The sequence below is a fragment of the Candidatus Thiodiazotropha sp. CDECU1 genome, assembly GCF_963455295.1.
Lineage (GTDB): Bacteria > Pseudomonadota > Gammaproteobacteria > Chromatiales > Chromatiaceae > Thiodiazotropha.
The window spans coordinates 311,316-335,029 of record NZ_OY734020.1 but is presented as its reverse complement, the minus strand read 5'-3'; the positions used below and the strand labels follow the sequence as shown (position 1 = coordinate 335,029).

21 protein-coding genes and 1 pseudogene are annotated in these 23,714 nt (G+C 54.5%); 10 read left to right on the top strand and 12 right to left on the bottom strand.

The genetic code is table 11. The features are described from left to right. Positions 1–23: 23 nt before the first annotated feature. Positions 24–962: a 4-hydroxythreonine-4-phosphate dehydrogenase PdxA gene (pdxA, locus tag R2K28_RS01460; protein WP_442871458.1), complete on the top strand. Its 939-nt coding sequence runs from the start codon at positions 24–26 to the stop codon at positions 960–962. Positions 963–1,003: 41 nt separating this feature from the next. Here pdxA and pmbA read toward each other — a convergent pair whose 3' ends face one another. The 8 genes from pmbA to rlmH all read right to left on the bottom strand — a co-directional run bounded on the left by pmbA (position 1,004) and on the right by rlmH (position 11,411). Next, complete coding sequence (pmbA, locus tag R2K28_RS01455) at positions 1,004–2,329, bottom strand: metalloprotease PmbA (protein ID WP_316367658.1); 1,326 nt, start codon at positions 2,327–2,329, stop codon at positions 1,004–1,006. Positions 2,330–2,334: 5 nt separating this feature from the next. Continuing rightward, positions 2,335–3,777 carry a metalloprotease TldD gene (tldD, locus tag R2K28_RS01450; protein ID WP_316367657.1) on the bottom strand — a complete coding sequence of 481 codons (1,443 nt, stop codon included), beginning with the start codon at positions 3,775–3,777 and terminating at the stop codon, positions 2,335–2,337. A 183-nt stretch (positions 3,778–3,960) separates the two neighbouring features. Further along, the gene (locus tag R2K28_RS01445; protein ID WP_316367656.1) at positions 3,961–4,779 is read right to left on the bottom strand and encodes a carbon-nitrogen hydrolase family protein; all 819 of its coding nucleotides are present in this window, start codon (positions 4,777–4,779) and stop codon (positions 3,961–3,963) included. A gap of 161 nt (positions 4,780–4,940) precedes the next feature. Continuing rightward, the gene (locus tag R2K28_RS01440) at positions 4,941–8,528 is read right to left on the bottom strand and encodes a YhdP family protein (protein WP_316367655.1); all 3,588 of its coding nucleotides are present in this window, start codon (positions 8,526–8,528) and stop codon (positions 4,941–4,943) included. Continuing rightward, on the bottom strand, positions 8,513–8,812 hold the full coding sequence (locus R2K28_RS01435; protein ID WP_316367654.1) for a YhdP family protein: 300 nt from the start codon (positions 8,810–8,812) through the stop codon (positions 8,513–8,515). The genes R2K28_RS01440 and R2K28_RS01435 overlap by 16 nt, the downstream gene beginning before the upstream one ends. Before the next feature lie 24 nt (positions 8,813–8,836). Then, positions 8,837–10,291 (bottom strand): ribonuclease G, encoded by a 1,455-nt coding sequence (gene rng, locus R2K28_RS01430; protein ID WP_116447153.1) that lies wholly within the window; start codon positions 10,289–10,291, stop codon positions 8,837–8,839. 18 nt (positions 10,292–10,309) lie between these two features. Continuing rightward, positions 10,310–10,900: a Maf family protein gene (locus tag R2K28_RS01425; protein ID WP_316367653.1), complete on the bottom strand. Its 591-nt coding sequence runs from the start codon at positions 10,898–10,900 to the stop codon at positions 10,310–10,312. Between the two features lie 40 nt (positions 10,901–10,940). Continuing rightward, positions 10,941–11,411: a 23S rRNA (pseudouridine(1915)-N(3))-methyltransferase RlmH gene (rlmH, locus tag R2K28_RS01420; RefSeq protein WP_316367652.1), complete on the bottom strand. Its 471-nt coding sequence runs from the start codon at positions 11,409–11,411 to the stop codon at positions 10,941–10,943. Between the two features lie 148 nt (positions 11,412–11,559). Here rlmH and rhlB point away from each other — a divergent pair, with 148 nt between their 5' ends. From rhlB to R2K28_RS01405, 3 genes are all read left to right on the top strand, one after another. Then, positions 11,560–12,921, top strand: a complete 1,362-nt coding sequence (rhlB, locus tag R2K28_RS01415; protein WP_316367651.1) for an ATP-dependent RNA helicase RhlB — start codon at positions 11,560–11,562, stop codon at positions 12,919–12,921. 5 nt (positions 12,922–12,926) lie between these two features. After that, positions 12,927–13,289, top strand: a complete 363-nt coding sequence (locus R2K28_RS01410; protein ID WP_316367650.1) for a YkgJ family cysteine cluster protein — start codon at positions 12,927–12,929, stop codon at positions 13,287–13,289. A gap of 131 nt (positions 13,290–13,420) precedes the next feature. After that, positions 13,421–14,251 carry an ion transporter gene (locus tag R2K28_RS01405; RefSeq protein ID WP_316367649.1) on the top strand — a complete coding sequence of 277 codons (831 nt, stop codon included), beginning with the start codon at positions 13,421–13,423 and terminating at the stop codon, positions 14,249–14,251. Positions 14,252–14,417: 166 nt separating this feature from the next. On the opposite strand, the gene R2K28_RS01400 is transcribed toward R2K28_RS01405, so the two are convergent. Continuing rightward, positions 14,418–15,044, bottom strand: coding sequence for a hypothetical protein (locus tag R2K28_RS01400; protein ID WP_316367648.1), 627 nt, complete (start codon positions 15,042–15,044; stop codon positions 14,418–14,420). Positions 15,045–15,238: 194 nt separating this feature from the next. Further along, a complete protein-coding gene (gene yrfG, locus R2K28_RS01395) occupies positions 15,239–15,907 on the bottom strand; it encodes a GMP/IMP nucleotidase (RefSeq protein ID WP_316367647.1) in 669 nt (222 codons plus the stop codon). A 17-nt stretch (positions 15,908–15,924) separates the two neighbouring features. Between yrfG and R2K28_RS01390 the strand changes: the two genes are divergently transcribed. The 5 genes from R2K28_RS01390 to R2K28_RS01370 all read left to right on the top strand — a co-directional run bounded on the left by R2K28_RS01390 (position 15,925) and on the right by R2K28_RS01370 (position 20,536). Continuing rightward, positions 15,925–16,590, top strand: a complete 666-nt coding sequence (locus R2K28_RS01390; RefSeq protein WP_316367646.1) for a hypothetical protein — start codon at positions 15,925–15,927, stop codon at positions 16,588–16,590. A gap of 5 nt (positions 16,591–16,595) precedes the next feature. Then, positions 16,596–17,141, top strand: coding sequence for an ADP compounds hydrolase NudE (gene nudE, locus R2K28_RS01385; RefSeq protein ID WP_316367645.1), 546 nt, complete (start codon positions 16,596–16,598; stop codon positions 17,139–17,141). Between the two features lie 26 nt (positions 17,142–17,167). Beyond that, positions 17,168–17,959: a 3'(2'),5'-bisphosphate nucleotidase CysQ gene (gene cysQ, locus R2K28_RS01380; protein WP_316367644.1), complete on the top strand. Its 792-nt coding sequence runs from the start codon at positions 17,168–17,170 to the stop codon at positions 17,957–17,959. A gap of 343 nt (positions 17,960–18,302) precedes the next feature. Further along, complete coding sequence (locus R2K28_RS01375) at positions 18,303–19,334, top strand: thioredoxin family protein (protein WP_316367643.1); 1,032 nt, start codon at positions 18,303–18,305, stop codon at positions 19,332–19,334. A gap of 80 nt (positions 19,335–19,414) precedes the next feature. Next, entirely contained in the window at positions 19,415–20,536 is a 1,122-nt protein-coding gene (locus R2K28_RS01370) for a GGDEF domain-containing protein (RefSeq protein WP_316367642.1), read from the top strand. A 42-nt stretch (positions 20,537–20,578) separates the two neighbouring features. On the opposite strand, the pseudogene R2K28_RS01365 reads toward R2K28_RS01370, so the two are convergent. Next, positions 20,579–20,818, bottom strand: a pseudogene (locus tag R2K28_RS01365) (CDGSH iron-sulfur domain-containing protein); the annotation flags it as partial. A 477-nt stretch (positions 20,819–21,295) separates the two neighbouring features. Here R2K28_RS01365 and bioA point away from each other — a divergent pair. Further along, the gene (gene bioA / locus R2K28_RS01360) at positions 21,296–22,585 is read left to right on the top strand and encodes an adenosylmethionine--8-amino-7-oxononanoate transaminase (protein WP_316367641.1); all 1,290 of its coding nucleotides are present in this window, start codon (positions 21,296–21,298) and stop codon (positions 22,583–22,585) included. Positions 22,586–22,599: 14 nt separating this feature from the next. On the opposite strand, the gene R2K28_RS01355 is transcribed toward bioA, so the two are convergent. Then, positions 22,600–23,655, bottom strand: coding sequence for an FAD:protein FMN transferase (locus tag R2K28_RS01355; protein ID WP_316367640.1), 1,056 nt, complete (start codon positions 23,653–23,655; stop codon positions 22,600–22,602). Positions 23,656–23,714: the final 59 nt, after the last annotated feature.

Below are 23,714 nucleotides of genomic sequence, written 5' to 3'. Positions count from 1 at the left end.
GCGTCGGGCCGGATCTTTGTGTCATGCTGGCGCAAAAGCCCTACCCGGAAACCGAGATCGTCGCCATTGCTGATCCGGTGCTGCTGCAACAGCGCGCGGAACGTCTGGGTATGGCACTGGAACTGATTCCCTTCGATCAGCACCAGCCAGCATCTCCACTGCCACCGGGCAAGCTGAGATTCCTACCCGCAACCCTTGCCCACCAGGTGGTGTGCGGCCGGCTCAATCCTGCCAATGCGGAGTACGTGCTCGACACCCTGCGAATTGCAACGGAGGGGTGTCGCAATGGGTTCTTCGACGGCATGGTCACCGGCCCGGTACACAAAGGGGTGATAAACGACGCCGGCCTCTCCTTTACCGGTCACACAGAATACCTATCCGCCTTGTGTGAAGATGCCAATCCGGTGATGATGCTCGCCACGCCCGATCTCCGGGTTGCCCTGGTCACCACCCATCTTCCTCTCTCCCAGGTCAGTCAGGCGATTACCAAACAATCTGTGCAACAGGTCGCCAGCACCCTGCACAATGATCTACGACGCTATTTCGGCATCTCTCAGCCACGCATCATGGTGTGCGGTCTCAATCCGCACGCGGGTGAGCAAGGCCATCTTGGAAGGGAGGAGATCGAAATCATCCAGCCGGCACTGGCGGAGTTGAACAGCCAGGGCATGCAACTCATCGGCCCGCTGCCTGCGGATACCATCTTCACCCCTATTCACCTGCAACAGGCGGACGCAATCCTGGCGATGTATCACGATCAGGGATTACCGGTATTGAAACACCTGGGGTTCGGCAACGCTGTCAACATCACCCTGGGACTGCCCATCATCCGCACCTCTGTGGACCACGGCACGGCCCTGCCCCTGGCAGGTACCAGTCAGGCAAACCTGGGCAGTCTGCAGTACGCGGTGAAGGTGGCGGAGACGATGGTCAAGAGCAGGCCAAAGGAGGGAGTTGGCTGAGATACGCAACGGCAACCACTAATCTCTTCTCCACCCCCCGCTTACTCGCCCGCGATCATCATCCGTTCGATCAACCAAGAACCGGTCTGTACACTGCTCCGGGTCTCCACGTCAGTGCCCACTTGCTGTAATCCCATGAGCATATCGCGCATGTTTCCGGCAATGGTTATCTCCTCCACTGGGTACTGTATTTCGCCCCCCTCGACCCAAAAACCGGCGGCACCCCGGGAGTAGTCACCGGTTACCATATTGACTCCCTGCCCCATCAGTTCAGTGACCACCAGACCCCGGTTCATGGTTCTGAGCAGACCCTCCCAGTCCAGCTCTCCGCTATTGATACGAAGGTTCCTGACACCGCCTGCATTGCCTGTGGTCTGCATGCCGAGTTTACGTGCCGCATAGCTGTCGAGCACATAACTCTCAAGCACGCCCTGATCCACGAATACCCTGTTGTGGGTGGTTACGCCCTCGTTATCATAGGCTGCACTGGCCAGTCCCATGGGTAGACGGGGCTCTTCATGGATGGTGACGAAATCAGGAAAGACCGGTTTACCCAGATGATCGAGCAGAAAACTGGCCTTGCGGTAGAGCGCGGAACCCCGAATCGCGCCAATGAAGCTGCGTAAAAGTCCCACCGCCACATCCGCCTGAAACAGCACTGGCGCCTGTTGCGTCGGCAGTTGTCTGGCGTTCAAGCGTGCCAAGGTCCGCTGCGCCGCCACCCGGCCCACCTCCTCGGGACTATCCAACCGGCTCGATTGGCGAGACAATGTATACCAATAGTCACGCTGCATACTCTCATTCTGCTTACCTACAACCGCACAGCTCAGGCTGTGCCTGGAAGAGGGATAACCCCCCATGAAGCCATGGGTATTGCCATACACATGCAGACCGTTATGGGAGTTCAGGGAGGCACCTTCTGAATTGACGATGCGCGGATCGAAATCACGCGCCGCATCCTCACAACGGATTGCCTGTTCGATCGCCTCCTCCACGCTTTGCTGCCAGGGATGATAGAGGTCTAGATCAGGGTTGTCCGACGCCATCAACTCCGCATCGGCCAAACCGGAACAGGCATCCTCCGAGGTATAACGGGCAAAGTTACAGGCCGCCTCAACTGTCTCTTTTATGGCATGCGGACTGAGATCGGAGGTACTGGCGCTGCCTTTGCGATGGTCGAAATAGACTGTCACACCCAGGCCGTTGTCGCGAGTGTGTTCGATGGTCTCCGTCTCACCGAGTCGCACTGTCAATGAAAGCCCGGCATTACTGCTTACCGCGGCCTCCGCTGCCGTTGCACCCAGGCGTTTGGCCTCGCGCAACAGATCCTCAACCAATTGCTGCAATTCCCCTTTGCGCTGATCCATATCAATCACTGCTCAGTTCCCCCGACGATCAACTCATCCAGCTTCAACGTCGGTTGACCGACGCCCACAGGCACGCTCTGCCCCTCCTTGCCGCAGACACCGATACCGGAATCCAGTTTCAGGTCATTGCCCACCATACTCACACGGGTCATGGATTCCGGACCATTACCAATCAAGGTTGCCCCTTTCACCGGCTTGGTCACCTTGCCCTTCTCGATGAGGTAGGCCTCACTGGCCGAAAAGACAAAACGACCGGAGGTTATATCCACCTGGCCGCCGCCGAAGTTGACCGCATACAGACCCCGTTCCACAGAGGTGATGATCTCTTGCGGATCATATTCTCCGGCCAGCATATAGGTGTTGGTCATGCGCGGCATCGGTAGATGAGCATAGGACTCGCGCCTGCCATTACCGGTCGTGTCGACCTTCATCAACCTTGCATTGTGTTTATCCTGCATGTACCCCTTGAGGATACCGTTCTCAATCAATACCGTGTTCTGACTTGGCGTTCCCTCGTCATCCATATTCAGCGATCCCCGCCGCCCCGGCATGCTGCCATCGTCCACCACGGTACAACAGCTGGCCGCCACCTGCTCACCGATCCTGCCACTGAAGGCGGAGGTACCCTTACGGTTGAAGTCACCCTCTAGACCATGACCCACTGCCTCATGCAACAGCACCCCCGGCCAACCGGGACCCAGTACCACCGGCATCGATCCCGCGGGTGCATCGACCGCTTCAAGATTCACCAGGGCCTGCCTGACCGCTTCCCTGGCATAATCCAAGGCGCGATCCTGGTGGCGAAAATAGTCGAGACCCTCCCGAGCACCGCCGCCGCTGCTACCCTGCTCCCGTCGCGAACCCTGTTCCGCGATGACATGGACGTTGAGACGAACCAGGGGCCTCACATCGGCGCTGAGGGTACCGTCGATGGCTGCCACCAGCACGACATCATGGGCACCCACCAGACTGACGATGACCTCCTTTACCCGGGGGTCCTGTTTTCTCGCCTCCTGATCCACCTGGCGTAACAGGTCGACCTTTTCCACCTCACTCAGGGTGGGCAATGGATTGATCGGGGCATATAACTGACGCGGCATGGGTGTGCCCGCAACACGCACTGACTGGTCTGCACCACTGCGTATGATGGCACGCGCTGTCCGCGCCGCCTCCTGCAAGGTGGTCAGTTGCAGCTCATCGGAGTAGGCAAAACCGGTCTTCTCACCGCTGATGACCCGGATACCCGCACCCTGCTCGATATTGTGCGCACCCTCCTTGATGATACCGTCCTCCAGGACCCATGATTCCAACCGGCTGGATTGAAAATAGAGATCCGCCGCATCGATGCCGCTTCCGGTCAATTCACCGAGCATGCGGTCGAGATCCTGTTGCGCCAATCCCACTGGGGCTAAGATTGTCTGTTGTGCTATTTGAATCAGATCTGACATGATGTTCCTAGCCTATCGGCCGTTGTGCTATCTCCCATTGTCGCTGCAGGTAGTTCCCGGGTAACCCATATCCGAACCGGACAGAGTCATATCTGACTCATTTCATTGGGTGCCGGAATAGTGGATATATTGTGGTTAACGCAACCTGCTTTCATGATCGGGGCATACGATCCTGTAATCCCCTCATAGACGTAGATGGTCAATCGTCGGAAAAGTGCGCCGAATGGTCTTTTGGTATTCGCGATCAAGCTCCACACAGACAAAATCGGTGCCTCTGGGCACCTGGCTCAACACAGTGCCCCAGGGATCGACAATCATACTATGCCCGTGGGTTTCTCGACCACTGATGTGATATCCGCCTTGTGCGGCAGCAACCACAAAAGCGAGATTTTCGATAGCCCTGGCCCTGACCAGGGTCTCCCAGTGCGCCTTACCCGTCATGGCGGTGAATGAGGCCGGCACCACAAAGATCTCTGCACCCTTTTCCATCAACTGTCGAAACAGCTCAGGAAAACGCAGATCGTAGCAGACCGACACCCCCAGGATGCCGAAGGGGGTTTCCACCGTGACCAGTTCGTCGCCCGGTTCGATTGTATTTGATTCCACATAACGCTCATCCGTCTCCACAAGATGAACATCGAATAGATGTATCTTGTCGTATCGAGCCACCAGATTGCCACTACTGTCCATGATCAGGCATGCCGCACGAACCTTGCCGCCCTGACTGGCGCGCATAGGTATGGTGCCCCCTACAACCCAGACGTCATAGCGTTGGGCCATCTGGTTGAGGAATCCCTGCAAAGGACCATCATCATCCTCAACCAGGGTCAGCATATCCCGGTCGTGTTCCCCCTTGAAGGCGAAATTTTCCGGCAATACCACCAATCCGGCGCCCGCTTCGGCCGCTTCACAGATCAGTCTCTCTGCCTCTAACAGATTAGCACTGACATTGGGGCTGGAGGCCATCTGTATGGCTGCAACTTTATTCTTATTGCTACTCATCTGAAAACTCTTCAGTCAATTTCTGACTATTAACAATTACTGTGCCAATCTCGAGGATAGCATCATGAACCTTGATGCTACCAGCGATGGCTGGCATGATCTGCCACCTTAACCCTCCTCTCTACCATGCATTGGACGTGGTATTCGATGTGACTCTCCTCTCATTCACCTGGCATTTCCGGCATTAGTGCCCTGCCACCTCCAGTATCCTCGGTTTTGTTGACTTGAATAAATTCTGGTTTATCCCAGCTGCCGGTGACTTCGTAGGTACGCATGGCAATGCGATCAAACAACCGGCCAATCAACTTTTGTGTCATTGCCAGTGCCACGCCAGCGGTGGGATTGATCGCCAGGGTTCCCAGCAGGGGCAAGGTAGCACTGACATTCGGGGTGACCACAACCTTCTGGTCATAGGTCCGGGTCGCCAAACCTGTACGGCCTCGCACATCGACAACCGCTGCCGTACTCTTCATCACCAGGTCTGAGGTGTAGGCGTCACCATCGTTAATCGTGAAATTGCCCTCGATCGAGTCGAAAGCCAAACCTTCGGAAAAGAGATCCGAGAAGTCCAGGGCTAAACGTTTACCCAGAGCGTTGAGACTGAACAGGCCGATAAGCCGACCGACCCCTGGATCCACATTATTCACCAGCCCTTCATCCACCTTCAGGGATATACTGCCATAGAGTTTTTCCGCTCCGATCTCCAGCGGTGATGTTGGCCAATAGAGCTCTGCCTTGACATCGGTGGGGGCCTGCTCGATACCGGTGGTGATCCCCAAGGCTTGCTGTAGATCACCCAGACTGCCGGTATGCAACTTCAGATTCAGTGAAGTACTGTGCCCCTTAGGTGTCAGACGCCAATATCCCTGTCCGGAGAGGTCCACGTTATCTCCTACCAGGGCCAAGCTGTCGATGGTGATGCCGTCCGGCTCCTTTCTCCAGGTTACATAGCCCTTACCCATGGGATTGCCGTTAATGTAGAGGTCTTCAACCGTAAGATTGATGGCAGGCACATCCCTGGGATCGAGATCTGGCGCCTGGCGCTGTTGGTCTTCCTGTCCCGTAATGCCTCTTGCCAACTGATCCAGATCGTATTTGATGTAGTCAAAACGCCCGAATATGGGCCGATTATCGAGCTCGCCCGGCACCTGTATCATGCCCTGCGCAGTCTCTGAGGTCAGGTTGATACGGTAGCCGTCGGCATAGTTTTCATAGGTGAACTGGGTGTCGGGACAAGCTGTTCCGAGGGCAATCAGCTCATCCACCCGCAGGTCCATGGTAATGATTGGTAAACCACCCTGCTCCGAAGCGGCCTGCTGCGCCACCCAACTGATCCAACTGTCTGCGTTCAGTCTCTGCAGATGCCCGCGCATGTGGAAACCCTCCACATTCTCGAGTGAGAGGGCTTCCTGGGAAAATCCAAAGGCGGCAATCCAAGGCTTCTCCCCGGTATCGAAAAAGCGGAACAGGGCATGGGTGCTATCGTTGTAGCGAATCCTCAATTCAGTGGAATCGTCATTGCGCAAGTCGGCACTCAAATCCAATTTCATCTTTGATTTGGCAGGTTTGCCAAGGGGTTCCGGCAGCGTGACCGAGATCCCCTGCAGATCGGAAATCAGGTTCAGTCTAACCGGCACCTGGCTATGGTGATGGGCTATCCTGACTTCAACATCCCCCTCTCCAAGTCCCAGAAAGTAGTCGAGCTTCCAGTCGGGAAACTGTTGTTTCAAGCGTGCCAGATTGATCGGCATACGGGTTGTCACCCGTGTCCAATGCTGACCCTCATGGCTATAAGGCAAGACGTCGAAGACAATCTCATCCTCCAGCAGCCTGCCCTTGAGGCCTTTAGCCTCCACCCCTGTACGATTGAATTTAAGCCTGCCGGAGAGCTTATCGATCTTGAGATCAGGCTTCTTGATGGTTAGCGCAGCTTGGTCAAAATCGACTTCACCATTAATCTTGAGCTTATCCACTTTTTTCAGCGGTATCGACAAATCCACCCGGGTTTTGGTCTCTCCATCCACTTCCACCGCATCCACAAAGGCACGAAACTCCTTACGCAGAGGGGTGTCACCCAGAATCCCCATCAGGTCCTGCAGCGACCCCGACGCAGTCCCCTGTATCTTTACCGGAGAGGCCTCCTTTAATCTTTCGATCTCAACCGCCACATCCTGCAACTGACTGTTGAGCAGCAAGCCATCCTGCAGCTTGACCTGGAGTGCATTATTGATGAAATGGACCTCGGCCACCCCTTCAGAGAGGCGTGGCCATTGGGGCATATAGTCGAGAATCAGATCCTCCACACCGAACCAGACCTCGAACCGCCCCTGGTGTTGAGGGAAAGGAAATTCGCTGATGGGGCCATACAGCAGAAAACTGCCCGACTTCACATATCCGCTCACCAGCGCCTTATCCAGCCAGCTAACCAACTCGTCAGGCATGATGCCAACCGGCAGATATTCGCTCTTGCGTGAACCATCCGCATCCCAGAAATCGGATTGCATATCAATGAACAGATCCTTACCGGTGAAGGGTATCTGCAAATCGATACGGGAGAGGGTCTGCACGTCCCGGGAGCTCATCTGTAAACGGTCACTGTTGAGATGCAGTCCCCTGTCGAGCTCGAACTTCCATTCAAAATCACCCATCGCCTGTTGTGATTGCAGCGGGTTACGGAACAGCTGAGGAAAATCAACCATCAGGTTGCTGCTGTCTATTTTCAACCAGCCACCGGCCTGGTCTCCATCGAAGGCGAGTGTCAACCCACTCAACCCGGGTATGTCCTGCCATGGTTGATGTGCATAGTCTTCAACCTTCCCCTTCAAATGCCAGCTGAGCTCACCCTGCTGAGGCTTGTTAAATCCGAACTGCAGATGATTCAGCCTGCCCCGCGGCGAGAGCCCTTTGAGGATTGCGTGCAACTCGGGATTGGGCAGTTTCAGGATCGCGAGAAAATCATTCAACTCCATCAGCGACAGGGCATCCGCACTTAATTCAAAATGACGCTGCTGCTCCGTCCGCTGCCATCTGATACTTACCTCTTCGGTCGGCCATTGCCCATGGGATTGTTGTACATCAAGCCGGTCAAGGTCGATTTGCCAACCATCATGCATACGCCGCCACTCGAGCCCGGTGGAAAGCTGTTGCAGATAGAAAGGCTCTGTCCGCCCCGGTCCGCTAATGCGAAAATCGCTCAGCTTGCCTTTTCCACGCAGGCCCTGCAGCGCACCCTGTTCCAGATCACCCCAGAGTTCAACCTCAAGATCACCCTCGTCAAGGGTATAAGGGGTTGGCATCCACTCGGCCAGGCGCCCGCCCAGCACCAGCCCTTTACAACTGAAATAGAACTCTCCACTCATGGCCAGCGAGGTTGCACTCCTTTGCTGCAGGTCGGCTATCAGACGCACAGACTCCTCTCCCCGTTTACCGATCTGTGTACTCATGGAGAGTTGATGCCGCAAGCCATTGTTGAGCAGCTCCACATTCACCCCTGAGAGTCTGAGCGGGGGTTGGTTGGGAATGGCGCTTTTCAGGTAGATCTCGGTATCGAGCAGACGCAGTTTGTTCTGTCCCAGTAAAATGGCAGCCACCGTGTCCGGATCCCCTTCACTGACCTCCCCCATACCCTGCAAGGCTACGCTGCCATCAGAGAACCGTTCCAGTTTGAGTTTGGTGCCGATGACACTGGCCTCTCCCAGTTGCAGCTGGCCAGCAATAATACTTTGTATCAGCTTTATGTTGACCAGCACCTGCGGGGCATGCAGCAGGGGCTCGTGTTCTTATCATCCAGCACACTCACATCGGTAAAGTTGAGCGCCAGGTGAATCCCTTTCACCTGGGCCTTCATATCACCTATCTTCAGATCAACACCGGCTCCCTCTTCGGCCACCCGTTCTATCTCCCGCCGATAGGGATCGAGATCGATAACCGGGACAAACAGACGTAGAGCGCTGAGCAGCAGTGCGGCCAGGATCACCAGCCATGCCAGGATCTGCCAAAATTTAAGGTGAAGATACTTAGCGACGCTCAGCATATGACGGAAGGTCAGTGATACGGATCATACCAGCACGACGTCGTAGTGCTCCTGGGTATAGAGCATCTCTACCTGTAACTTGATGGGGTGACCGATAAACTGCTCCAACTCTGCCAGGTGGGTTGACTCCTCATCCAGGAGCCTGTCGATCACCTCTTGGGATGCAAGCACCAGTAGTGACTCCACATCGAATTGTCGCGACTCCCGGAGGATCTCCCTGAAGATTTCATAGCAGGTGGTCTCCGCTGTCTTCATGGAGCCCCGTCCGGCACAGCAGGGGCAAGGCTCGCAGAGTACATGCTCAAGGGATTCACGAATGCGTTTGCGGGTCATCTCCACCAGCCCCAGTGTAGAGACCTCGGTGATGTGGGTCCGTGCATGATCATGTGCCAGGCATTTTTCCAGGGCTCGCAGGACCTGACGACGATGTTCGGGATCGAGCATATCGATGAAATCGATAATGATGATTCCGCCCAGGTTTCTCAGACGCAGTTGGCGGCAGATGGCTTGTGCCGCCTCCAGGTTTGTCTTGAAAATGGTCTCCTCTAGATTCCTATGTCCTACAAAGGCACCCGTGTTGACATCGATAGTGGTCATTGCTTCGGTCTGATCGATTACGAGGTGTCCACCCGATTTGAGCTGTACCTTTCGTTCCAATGCCTTCTGAATCTCATCCTCGACCCCATAAAGATCAAACAATGGCCGTTGTCCCGGGTAGTATTCGATACACTGTTTTATGTCGGGGATAAATTTTTGCGCGAAGTTGATCGCCTTTTGATGAGTCTCCTTGGAATCGATGCGCACCTTTTCCACATCAGGTCCAACCAAATCGCGCAGTGAGCGCAGCGGCAGGGAGAGATCTTCATGAATCAGTTCGATGCCACTGGTCAGCTTGCTCTTCTCCTGAATCGAAGACCAGAGGCGCGCCAGGAAACGCATGTCCGCTTTCAGTGAAACCTCGTCCACCCCCTCCGCAGCGGTACGGGCGATGTAACCACCGGATATCTCACCGGCGTCTGCAACTTGATTCAATAACTCACGCAGGCGCTGACGCTCATCCTCGGCTTCAATGCGTTGCGAGATACCCATATTCCCCAGTGAAGGCATGAACACCAGGTGGCGAGAAGGGATGGATATATTGGTGGTCAGGCGGGCACCCTTGGTACCGAGTGGATCTTTCAGCACCTGGACGATGACATAGTCTCCTTCACGCAACAGTTCATGGATATTGTCTGTCTTGGGTTTATCGGTGGTCTCGCCAATGTCGGAAACATGCAGGAACGCCGCTCGCTCCAGACCGATATCCACAAACGCCGCCTGCATGCCGGGCAGTACCCGGCAAACCTTGCCCTTGTAGACATTGCCTACCAGGCCACGCTTGCCATAGCGTTCGATGATCACCTCTTGTACCGCGCCATTCTCGATGACCGCAACCCGGGTTTCCGGCGGTGTCACATTGATCAGTATCTCTTCACTCATACATCAAATACGCTCTTATTATTCATTATCGAATTGGATGCCATTACGGCTCAGTAATTCCGCCGTCTCGAACAGGGGCAGTCCCATCACTCCTGAATAACTGCCGTGCAACATGCTGATAAATCGTGCACCAATCCCCTGGATGGCATAGCTTCCCGCTTTATCGGCAGGTTCCCCGGTGGCCCAATAGGCTGTGATCTCCGCCTCACTCAAGGCTCGAAAGCTAACCTCGCTGAGGCTCAGATCGGTTTCAGTTTCCCGCCCGTTCAGTGCAACTGCGGTGTAGACCTGATGGGTCTTGCCAGACAGCTGCCGCAACATCCACAACCCGTGTTCTCTGTCCCTCGGCTTGCCCAACACCCGGTTTTTGATCACAACGCTGGTATCAGCGGCCAAAACCGGTAAAGATTCAGCCCCGGCAACCGCCTCTGCTCCCGCCTGGGCCTTCGCCGTCGCCAGGCGCAACACATAGGAAACCGGGTCCTCATCCGGCCGCTGCCGCTCATCCACATCGATCTCAAGCAGGGCATGGCTGATACCGATCTGGTGCAACAATGTCCTCCTGCGAGGCGAGCGAGAAGCCAGGTAGATGACAGGATTCTTCTTCACAGCGGATGGTTTCCTCTTACTGACTACTTGCTTACATCTCCTATGCCCTATGGTAGGGGTGATTACGCATCAGGCTCCAAGCCCGGTATAACTGCTCTGCAACCACTACCCTGACCAGGGGATGGGGGAGGGTCAGAGGGGAGAGAGACCAGCGTCCATCCGCCCGTTGAAGACAATCACCCGCCAGTCCCTCTGGGCCACCCACCAGCAGAGCCAGATCCCGGCCATCAGCCATCCACTCTCCAAGTTTGATCGAGAGACGCTGCGTACTCCAGGCGCTACCCGTGACATCCAGTGCCAATACCTGACACCCTTTGGGGATCGACTTCAGCATCCGTTCACCCTCATCGCGCACCGCCCGTGGGATATCGGCGTTCTTGCCGCGATGGCCAGGTGGTATCTCAATCAGATGCAAGGCGCATTCAGCGGGAATTCTGCGCGCATACTCCTGGTAACCTTCGACAACCCACCCCGGCATGCGGTTTCCCACGGATATCAGATGGATATTCATAGGGATGGATTGTACGGGATTCTACGCCATCTTGGTTGCCTGACCTCTAAAAAATGGTAAATAGACACCCTTTTACTCCCATAACCCCCAACACGCTGGAACAGCGAGCCATCGTGTGTACAGGCAATTTACTGTATCCTTGCCCGCCATGACTGAAAAACACCTTACAAATATAGGCTTCGACAGCTTCGATCTGGCCGATTCCATCCTGCAGGGAATCCGTGAGACCGGCTTTGAATACTGCACCCCAATCCAGGCTGAGACCCTGCCCATCGCACTTGACGGCAAGGATGTGGCTGGGCAGGCCCAGACCGGCACTGGCAAGACGGCGGCCTTTCTCATCGCCACCTTGCACCATCTGCTGCAACATCCCGCCAGCGAGGAGCGCAGGGCCAATCAGCCCCGGGCCCTGATCCTGGCACCCACCCGGGAGCTGGCGGTACAGATCTACAACGATGCGCAAACCCTCACCAAACACACCGATTTCTCCTCGGTGGCGGTATTTGGCGGCACTGGATACGATCAACAGCGCAAGCAGCTCGAGGCGGGTGTCGATATCCTCATCGGCACACCCGGTAGATTGATCGACTACTTCAAGCAGCATGTCTATGATCTGAAGGCAATCCAGGTGCTGGTACTGGACGAGGCGGACCGGATGTTCGACCTCGGCTTCATCAAGGATATCCGCTACATGATGCGCCGCTGCCCGCCTCCGCAGAAACGCCTGGGCATGCTCTTTTCAGCCACCCTCTCCTATCGGGTTAAAGAGCTCGCCTATGAGCATATGAACAACCCCCAGAGCGTGGAGGTGGCACCTGAGCAGGTTACCGCTGACAAGATCACCGAAACCTGCTACATGACCGCCAACGAGGAGAAGATCCCGCTTCTGGTGGGTCTGATTCAGGGTATGACGGACACCCGCACCATCGTCTTCGTCAACACCAAGCGGGTGGCTGACAAGGTGTGGGGATTCCTACAGGGCAACGGCATCGACACCGCCGTGCTCTCCGGCGATGTACCGCAGAAGAAGCGCCTTAGCCTGCTAAAGGGTTTTCAGGAGGGGCAGCTGGCTGTGCTGGTGGCCACCGATGTGGCGGCCCGTGGGCTGCATATCCCCGATGTCACTCACGTGATCAACTTCGATCTACCGGAGGATGCCGAGGACTATGTGCACCGGATCGGTCGTACCGCCCGTGCCGGTGCCAGCGGCGATGCCATCAGCTTCGCCTGTGAAACCTACGCCTTCTCCCTGCCCGATATCGAGGTCTTCGTGGGTCACTCCATTCCCACTCAGACCGTCGATCCAGCCCTGTTGGCGGAGATTGATCCCAAGAGCAGAATCTATCCCGAAAAGGGCTCGCGTCAGCCACATCGCGGCAAAGATGGACACAAGGGCCACGGCAAGGGACATCACCATAAGAGCCATAAACCCAAAGATGGGGAGAAAGCGAAGAAACGGCGCCGCCGCCGGCGTGGCCCCAAACCGCCGCAAAGCGGCAATACTGAATAACCCCTATGGACGGCAAGTGCAGTCGCTGTCTCAACTCGAAATGCTGTACCTACACCACGGAGGCCATCGGTGTCGCCCCCCGCTCCAAGGCAGACTTCGAACACCTGCTGTGGCAGGTCTCCCATCAGGGGGTGGAGATCTACAAGGATGAGGACGGCTGGTTTCTCCTCTTCCAGGGCAGCTGCGAGCACCTGGGACCGGGGGGATCCTGCGGCATCTACGACCAGCGGCCGCAGATCTGCCGCGACTATGACAATGACTGGTGCGAGTTCGATGCCCCGGCGGAAAATGGTTTTGATCACTACTTCCGCAACTATGCGGAACTGCTGACCTATTGCAAGAAACGTTTTAAAACCTGGGGACGTTGATCCTTCCGGGCCACCAGGGGAACTTTTCCTCTCATCCCACCCCTAATCGCACGCCACTTCGAAACTGATTTTTCATTCGAAATTCGTATAATGCGCGCCTTGTTACTACAGCCCGATATCCGACATTCACCATGAAACTTAACTCCGTGACACTGCGCGACCGTTTTGAGCAACTGCGCTCCAACAAGCTGTTCGAGACCTTCGTCATTCTAGTCATCATCATCTCCGCCCTGATGATCGGTGCCAAGACCTATCCCATACCCACCGCCACCGTCCAGGTGCTGCGCATCCTCGACGTGGGTATCACCCTCTTCTTTCTCACTGAGATCATCATCCGCATGGTGGCGGAAAAAAATCTGAAGGCCTTCTTCAGCAAGGGCTGGAACATCTTCGATTTCCTCATCGTCACCGCCAGCCTGATCCCGGTGGACGACAGCGAGGCCGCACTGCTGGGGCGCCTGCTGCGGATATTCCGGGTATTGCGCCTGGTCTCCATCATCCCCGAGCTGCGCATCCTGATGAACGCCTTCGTCACCGCCATCCCGCGCATGGGCTATGTCTCTCTGCTGATGTTCATCATCTTCTACATCTACGCCGCCATGGGCAGCATGTTCTTCAGCGAGATCAACCGGGAGCTCTGGGGCAACATCTCCATCGCCATGCTCACCCTGTTCCGCGTCGCCACCTTCGAGGACTGGACCGATGTGATGTACGAGACCATGGACATCTACCCCTTGAGCTGGTCCTTCTATCTCTCTTTCATCTTCATCGTCGCGTTTGTCTTTCTCAACATGATGATCGGCATTGTACTCGAGACACTGCAAAGAGAGCACGAACAATTCTCCCGCGACAGCGGTGAAGGGGAAGCGGGGGAAGTACACAGAATCGATGCCCGCACTCAAGAGATGGAGCAGCGGCTGATCCGTATGGAGGAGATGTTGAAGCAGCTTGGCACTAAATGATGAGCGATTGACTCAGGGTATTTAATGCCGCCGCCAGTTGAAATGAAATCAAATATACAGGGAATCCGCCCCAGGTTACCCAAGGCAGATTCACCAATCTCAATGTGATACTACATTTCAGTTAAACACCAACTCCACTAGTGTAACGAATCAGTGCCGCAAGGACCTATGGTAACGCTGGGATAATTTCTTCGTCGTGGGAAGAGGTCTCTCCTACTCCCCCTATAAAGACGGTTTGGCTGTGCTCTGCACGATTGTTCGTCCCTTCAATGAATACTGATCTGGAACCCAAACCACCATTGTCAAAACCACTCAAGAGGGTTGAATAGGATCCATTCCCCTTATGATCAATTCCACCGCACATGGTGACATGACTTGCGTGAGCATAACATTCCCGGCCATTGAGAATAGTCCCATACTCACCATTTATATTGTTGGCCATACCATTTACGATGCCACAATAACTTGAGTAATTATGCCTGATACCAATAATCAGGTTGTGTGATCCGCTACGCTCGACGGTCCCTTCGGTATGGGGTTCGTTATAGCCCAGAATCAGATTTCCTTTACAGTTGACGCTCTGGGTATTGCCCTCGCCGTTAACAATCTGCAGGTTGATACCAGTCAAACGAGCAGTTACACATTCGCTCTCATCGTGAAATGTAAGATAGTCGTTAAGTCTACCTATACCACCTGTGGATAGCCGCTCCACTGTAGACTCCAACTCCTGTATACGCGCTTCCAACTTGTTGATTCGTTCCATGAGCCGAGGAAAAAGAAATTGGCCAAACATGATGATTCTCCTTAATTAAAGTCCTTTTCTCGCACAATAAAAGGATGTCCTGTCGAATAATTAAAAATCGGTATGTATCGATTCAGCAGCTACTAAAGGCAGAGACAGACAGAAGCAACGTGAACAATTAACTTGATTATACAATCAGCTTCAATACCTGCAGTCATCCAACCTCTGTACTGTCAAATCCACTTTCAGACCGAGCAACGCAGACCGCTCATGATTTCCGAAAAATCATGGATGGCGGAGTAATCCCCGATCTCTCTCGATGGCGCCTTGGAGTCTGGCTTGAGCATGGCCAATAACCAATGAATGCCATATTCCCTGGCCGACGCGAGCACAGACAGGCTATCGTCTACGAACAGGGTCCGCTCTCTATCGAAGGGGTGAAGATTCTGCAGCCGGTTCCAGAATTCGGGGTGCTCCTTGGGCAGACCCAGCTGGTGAGAAGAAATGACCTGGTCGAAGAACCCCGCCAGGCGTGTCTTCTCCATCTTCAATGCCAGGGTCTTTTGATGGGCGTTGGTCACCAGAACACGTTCCTTGCCGGCACACATTAGCAGATCCAGGAAGTCGATAACATGGGGGTGAACCGCGATCAGATGATCCACCTCCTCCTTCAACAGGGCGATATCGAGTTCCAGTTCCCGACTCCAGTGATCAATGCAGTACCACTCCAGTGTGCCTTCGACACTTTTGTATCGGGCCAGCAACTCACCCTTGGCCTGTTCCAGAGACAAGCCTTTTGCCTCCGCATAGCGTGCCGGTACATGTTCCAGCCAGAAATGGTTATCGAAATGGAGATCCAGCAGGGTGCCGTCCATATCCAGCATGACAATATCAATTTGGTTCCAGTCGATCATCGTATACAGTTACACCTATGTATTTGATCCTTTCATTACTTCTCTCTCTATGGCCGTGCATTACCACCGCTGAGGAGGAACCGTTCGAATTCCCCGATGAGGATCTGGAATCACGCATCGAGGCGGTCAATGAAGGTGAATTGGAATTTCTGCACACTCCTCCGGCAGAACCCGTTCACCACCATATTAACCGGATACAGATCAATGTGGATAGTCTGGATCACGGTTGGGTTGAGCTGCATCAGTGCCACCGCCACCTGGATCCGGTGCCACACCTCGAGATCGTCTACCATCCCCAGCGCATACGTCAGATTGAATTGGTCAGGGTTGAGAATATCGGCTCCAGCCGGGTAATCGGCTCCAGCATCGAACTACGGGATATTCGCCACGGCGCAACTGTGTGTCTCCGGGCTGAAACCCAATCCCTGCACAAGTTGGCAAAGGGTGGTTATCAACTGCGCAACGGCCCCTACATGCGCAGATTCCTCGACGGTTACTTTCCCATGCAACTCAGTCTGCATGTAGACTATCCAGCCAAATTGATCCGCTTCACCGGCATGCGGCCACTCCCTGTCGACACCGAGCACACACGGATAAGAGAGGGCAGCCTCTATTGGAGCGGCTGGTTCCAGGGTAAGCTGTTTACAGAACTAGACTTTCTCGCGCACGAACAAGATCACTGAAAACCATGCCAAAACTCCCAACCATCCATTCTCAGCAACTGATCGCTGAAACACGCCTGTTCCGCGTGGAACAGTTGCAACTTGAATTCAGTAACGGTCAGCAACGGCAGTATGAGCGCCTACTCGGCGGTGAGAGAGGCTCGGTCCTGGTGGTACCCATGCTCGATGATGATACGGTGATGCTGATTCGCGAATACTCAGCCGGCAGCAACGACTACCAACTCGGCCTGCCCAAGGGACGCATGGAGGCGGGCGAGGATCCTCTGCAGGCCGCTAACCGGGAAATTCGCGAGGAGATCGGCTATGCAGCCCGCGAGCTGCGACTCATCAAGACATTTACCATCGCCCCCGCATACATCCGTCACCAGACCCATGTTATTCTTGCCCGGCACCTTTACCCCGACAAGCGACCGGGGGATGAACCCGAACCGATCGAAGTCGTACCCTGGAAGCTCTCCAACTGGGATGACCTGATCGGTCAAGCGGATTTTACCGAGGCCCGTTCTATCGCGGCCCTCTACCTGATCAGGGATCATTTAGGTACCCGTTAGCACTGATCCAAACAAAGACATTAGACATGAGTATACCCATATCTCTCAACGACCTGCTTCAGATGGCCCATCAGGCAGGGGATGCCATCCTGGCTGTCTATAACACCGACTTCGAGGTCGAGAACAAGCAGGACAACTCCCCATTGACCGCCGCCGATACTGCTGCGCATCATTTAATCGTTTCCAGCTTGGAAAGTCTCACACCGGATATTCCGGTACTATCTGAAGAGTCTTCCGAGATCCCTTTCTCGATACGTCAGCAGTGGCAGCGGTATTGGTTGATCGACCCCCTTGATGGCACCCGGGAGTTCGTCAAACGCAATGGCGAATTCACCGTGAATATCGCCCTCATCGAGGAACACGCCCCAACCTTGGGGGTGGTCCATGCACCGCTATTGGGCACCACTTACTATGGCATCCATGGTAATGGCGCCTGGAAACAGGAGGCCGGTCAGCCCCCCAGGCCGATCCAGGTCACGGAGCGGTGCAAGCACCCCGTCCGCGTCGCCGGCAGCCGCTCCCATGCGGGCGACTCATTGCTGCGTTTCCTGGAGAAGATGGGGGAACATGAGCTGATCAGTATGGGCAGCTCATTGAAACTCTGCCTGGTGGCAGAGGGCAAGGCCGACATCTATCCCCGCCTCGGCCTCACCTCGGAATGGGACACTGCCGCCGCCCAGGCCGTGGTTGAAGCGGCCGGCGGACAGGTCACCACCCTCGATCTGCAGCCCCTCGAATACAACACCAAGGATTCCCTGCTCAATCCACATTTCCTGGTATTCGGCGATCTCTCCACAAACTGGTCAGCCTATCTCTAGGCTTCAAAGCACTTGATTATTGCTTTGCCTGCTGTGGTTACTGATCGCCTTCTTCTTCCGCGTACAAATGACTTGACACCAGGGTTAACAGGGACAGGCACAAATTGTGCACCGACTGGTTACTCGACCACTATGCCCTATTCAAATAACCTGCAATACGGTTTCGATTTACAATACTGAAATTTATATCTAACCTGATATATTGTAGCGTCTAGAAAGAGAATAAAAAAAACCTTGACCCTACCCCTATCCTATCCTCATCTGTTTCAGTCTAGAGTATGGGGTTGGTCAACTTAGATTAGGGCCTGTTAACACTAATCTTGCACCCTGGTGAACCATGCCCATGAACAAACTACTATGCAACACATCAATCATTGTCGCGATGCTGTCGGCATCTTTCAATCAATTCGCTTTTGCCATTGATTCCGAAAGCGATGTCTATGCATTCGATGATTTCCCCCTTGAAGATCTGCTGCAATACCCCGATTGGTTCAAGAAGAGCTTCCTGGATCTGCCAGACGATCTCGATGAAGCGGCGCTCAACAACAAGCGTGGCATTATCGTCTATTTCGGCCAAAAGCGTTGTGCCTATTGCAAGATGTTGCTGGATGTGAATTTCGGTCTCAGCGACATCACGACCTATACCCGCAACCACTTCGATATCGTACCCATCGATATCTGGAGCACGGAAGAGGTCACAACCTTGAATAATGAGGTGGTCACTCAACGGGAATATGCGTTACGCGAGAAGACAAACTTCACGCCCTCGCTGATTTTTTACGATAGCCAGGGCAAGGAGGCACTGCGCCTGCGCGGGTATTACCCTCCCTACCAATTTCGCGCTGCCTTGGAATATGTCGCCGATGGACACTATCAAAAAGAGTCATTCCCCGAATATCTTGCCAGGGGAGACTCAGGCACCGCATTTGAACCTGGTGATTTAAACGAAGAGGACTATTTTATCCCACCACCGCACAATCTTGATCGCAGCCGCTTTCCCGGCCAACGCCCGTTACTGGTCTACTTCGAACAGGGTAACTGTCACGCATGCGACATTCTCCATGGCCAACCCTTGCGTGACCCGGCCATCGATAAACTGCTGCGCGGTTTTGATAACGTTCAACTCGATATCGCAGGACAGACCCCGGTCATCACCCCCAAGGGAAAACGCACAACTGCGCAACAGTGGGCCAAGGATATGGGTCTCTTCTATACCCCCTCGCTGGTTTTTTTCGATGAACAGGGGAGTGAGATAATTCGTGTCGACTCGGTAGTCCGTTTTTATCGTCTGCGCAAGGTGATAAATTTCATCACCAGTCGGGGCTATGTTTCCGAACCCAATTATCAGCGCTGGCGGGTCAACAGCGACTTTTGAATCAAATAGATGCACAATGGTTTCTCAAGATGCATACCACTAAGCCGATATGTCTGAGCATGTGACTTGTGTGCAGTACAATGGATCTAAAAAAAGAGAACCGACTACTCCATGCACGCCTTAGGGAATTAACCCAAAAGGCACAGGAGAACCAGGAGACACTAGGGCGCTTTCATGCCCGTGAACTGGAACTGCTGAGCGCTGAAACGCTGCCGGAACTTCTGAGTTGCATGACCGAAGGACTCAAGACCTCCTTTGAGATCAAGACTATTCAAGTCATGCTGCACGATCCCAATCACGAAATCCGTCACCTGTTGTACAAAAACGGTCTGGATGAAAAGGCCTTTCCGTTGCTCGATTTTGTGGATGATATGGTGGCGATAAATCCACGCTTTCTGCGTCTGAGAAGCCCCTGGCTGGGCCCTTTTCTAAGCCCTGAGTATGATCAGCTCTTCTCTGATACCGAGGGTCTGGAGAGCATGGCCATACTACCCATGGTTCGACACAATGTACTGGTAGGCAGCATCAATTTGGGCAGTGACGAACAGCATCGATTCTCACGCCAGCTCGCCACCGATTTTCTTGCCCGTCTCGCCACCATCTGCACCGTTTGTCTGGAAAACACAATCAACCGGGAACATATCCTGATCAGTGGCTTTACCGATCCGCTAACCGAACTTCACAATCGCCGCTATCTGGATCGCCGCATCAATGAGGAGATCGCCCGGGCGGCACGTTATCGCCAACCCTTAAGCTGCCTGTTCATCGACGCTGACCATTTCAAACGCATCAATGACAGCTACGGCCACCAAGCCGGGGACACGGTTTTGCGGGAACTGGCAAATCGCATCCGCTCCCAACTGCGTGCCAGTGACATCGCCACACGGTTTGGCGGCGAGGAGTTTGCATTGTTATTGCCCCAAACCACCCTCAACGAGGCATTGATGCTGGCTGAACGGATCCGCATGGAAGTCAACGCCCAGCCGATCCCCCTGGATGATGGTTCATCACTGCAGTTGAGCGTATCGATAGGGGTCAGCGAGACCCTGCCCCTATCAAATAAAACCCAGCAAATGGCCGACGGGGAACAGCTTCTGGTGAATGCCGACCAGGCCCTCTATACAGCCAAGAAAAATGGCCGAAACCGCATCGAATTCCATACCTCACATGGGCAGCTGTCCAACGATATCAACTCCAGCTAGGGCTGGGTTTTACACCCTACCCGGCACAACCGATGATCAATCCTCCACCTGTTTGTGGCTGCCATCGCAATAGGGTGGGGTTTTTGTCTGTTTACAACGGCAGAGCCAGGCCTCACCGTTCTTCTCGGCCTTGAATCCAAGCGGCTCAATCCCCGTGCCCTGGTGTGAGCCATCACAGAATGGCTGATTGGATGAGCGACCGCAGGCACACCACCAATACTCTTTACCTGCGACAAGTTCCACATCGATGGGTTGCTTTGCGGCTACTACAGGTTTGCCCATATTATTCTCCTTATTTGTAAGGCCGGGATTGTTTTACTATGGCCTGTTATTTGGAGGTGTCATTCACCTTTTGCTTCGATCTTCATTGGTAACATAGATAGCAATTAAAAAAAACTCGGCAACATCCTCGATTATTATCTGTTAACCTCTGCCTCGCGACTGACTAGACTCTGCGGTTGGCAACCTGGCAAGCCTTTTTACAGCCCCCGTCTGGGCACTATGGATTCAGGTATATATACAACTTAACTACTTGATTATAAAAAAATATACCCATGAAGGCCGAATTTGCAGCAGCGCTGCCACGGAGGAGACCCAAGTGACGTCATCTCGCCATAATGCTGTAACATGCATAGGTAAACTATTACACCATTTAACAAGGGACCAGTGGTGAGTTGCCGGTTGATCTGACTATGGATCGATGTCTGACTCTTCAACCCCCTCAAATTGCTTCTATTTTTAAAGGTCATCCCTGCTGAAATGAGTGAAAACCTGGACTGGATCGAATTCGACAAACAACATATCTGGCACCCCTACAGTGCCATTGGCTCCGATTTGCCGGTTTTTCCCGTCGTATCTGCCGATGGGGTGCGGTTACGCCTGGCCGATGGCCGGGAGCTGATCGATGGCATGTCCTCCTGGTGGTGCGCCATCCACGGCTATAATCACCCTGAATTGAAGCGGGCGATGGCAGATCAACTCGATACCATGCCCCATGTCATGTTCGGGGGGCTTAGCCATCAGCCTGCCGCCGATCTGGCAAAAAAACTGATCGAAATCACCCCCGGTCCGCTACAGACCGTCTTTTACACCGATTCCGGCTCGGTTTCAGTGGAGGTGGCCATGAAGATGGCCATTCAATACTGGCACGATAAGGATCAAGCCGAAAAACAGCGATTCCTCACTATCCGCAGGGGCTATCACGGCGATACCTTCGGCGCCATGTCGGTGTGTGACCCTGAGACCGGCATGCACTCCCTATTCTCCGAGATCCTGCCCCAGCAGATCTTCGTCGATGCCCCCAGCTGCTACTTCGGTCACCCCTGTAAGGGGGACGGGGCCAAGGCGCTGAGGAAAAAACTCAAGAAGTATCACTCAGATATCGCCGCGGTTATCCTGGAACCAATCGTGCAGGGGGCCGGTGGAATGCGTTTTTATTCCGCTGAATACCTGAAAGAGGTACGCAGTCTGTGTGATAAATACGGGGTACTTCTGATCCTGGATGAGATCGCTACCGGATTTGGCCGCACCGGCAAACTCTTCGCCTGCGAACATGCCGATATCGCCCCTGACATCATGTGCCTGGGGAAGTCACTTACCGGCGGCACCATGAGTCTGGCGGCAACCCTGACCACGGAAGAGATCAGTAAATCCATCAGCCAGGGGGATCCAGGCCTGTTTATGCATGGCCCCACGTTTATGGCCAATCCCCTGGCCTGCAGTGCCGCACTGGCGAGCCTGAATCTACTCCTCGACTCCCCATGGCAGGAACGGGTCAAGACCATAGAAGCGAGTCTGCAGAATGGGTTAGCCCCCTGCCGGGAGCTGCCGCAGGTGGACGAGGTTCGGGTGCTGGGCGCCATCGGGGTAGTGGAGATGAAGAAGCCCGTGGATATGCGACAGATACAACCCTGCTTCGTCGATGCCGGCGTATGGGTCAGACCCTTCGGCAAGCTGGTCTACCTGATGCCTCCCTATGTTATCGAACAGGATGATCTCCACACCCTGACCTCTGCGGTGGTCGATGTGGTTGGGAAGTGCCCGATCTGAATTCTGCCTGTCGATCAGGATCCGGCGTCCAGCCCGGGAGATACAATCACCTGCCCGATAGGCTGCTGAAATTCGATGCGCTCACGCATATCCGGGGAAAGATGGACATCTCCATTGTCGTCAACAAGCATCACTTGGGCTAGACCCATCTGCTTTGCAATCCTCTGCCATTGTGCGGGACCTGCCACGCTCAAGGCGGTGGCCGCGGCATCGGCCAGGCCACCATCCTTGCTGATCACTGTCGCCGAGGCTACGTGCTCCACCGGGTAGCCGGTTCGCGGATCGATGATATGGGCATAGCGTATACTTTCGTATTCACGGTATCGTTCATAGTTTCCGGAAGTAAGCACACATTCACCGTCCACCACATCGACCGAGGCAATGACACCCTCGCCCAGGGGGTGACGTATACCGATTGTCCAAGGCCGGTCGCCGTGATGACCCGAGACACAGAGATCGCCCCCCGCATTGACGATGGCATTGGCAATGCCAAACGCCTGCAAGCGGCGTATGGCGAGATTCAAGGCATAGCCCTTGGCGAATGCACCCAGATCCAGGGACACCGCCGGATTGGTGGAATGGATTCGATTCTCCTCGAATAGAAGCTGAGACATGGAGGGCGTCTCATCAATCAGTGAGGCTATCTTTTTTGCATCCGGCGGCGGCCCACCCGGAGGTTCATCGCTGTGAAAACCCCACAATGCGATTAAGCGCCCGATTGCAGGATTGAAGAGGTGATCACTCAGTTCCGCATGGCGTTTGGCTTGCTGTAACAGATCAGCCAGTTCAGGTGTGACCGTCATGGGGTCTCCCTGGGCAAGCATTCTGTTCAATCGAACCAGTTCACCATCCCCCTTCCATGCGTGCCACTCCCGGTGCATCGCCTGGAAGGTCCGCTCCAGATCCCGCACCGCGGCATCAAATTCCGCCGGTTGGTCGGTGTAGGCCTTGATATCGAGAAGCGTACCGAATACCAGCAGGGTCTGATGATGATCCCGGGGACCCCGGTCACAGGCAGCCACACCGATCAATACGGCAAACAGCAACAAAATGCGGCAGCTCAAATGCACTTTTTTACTCCGTTGAAAGCGGGTGATTCTGCACACCACTATACCCATCGAAGGGTGCT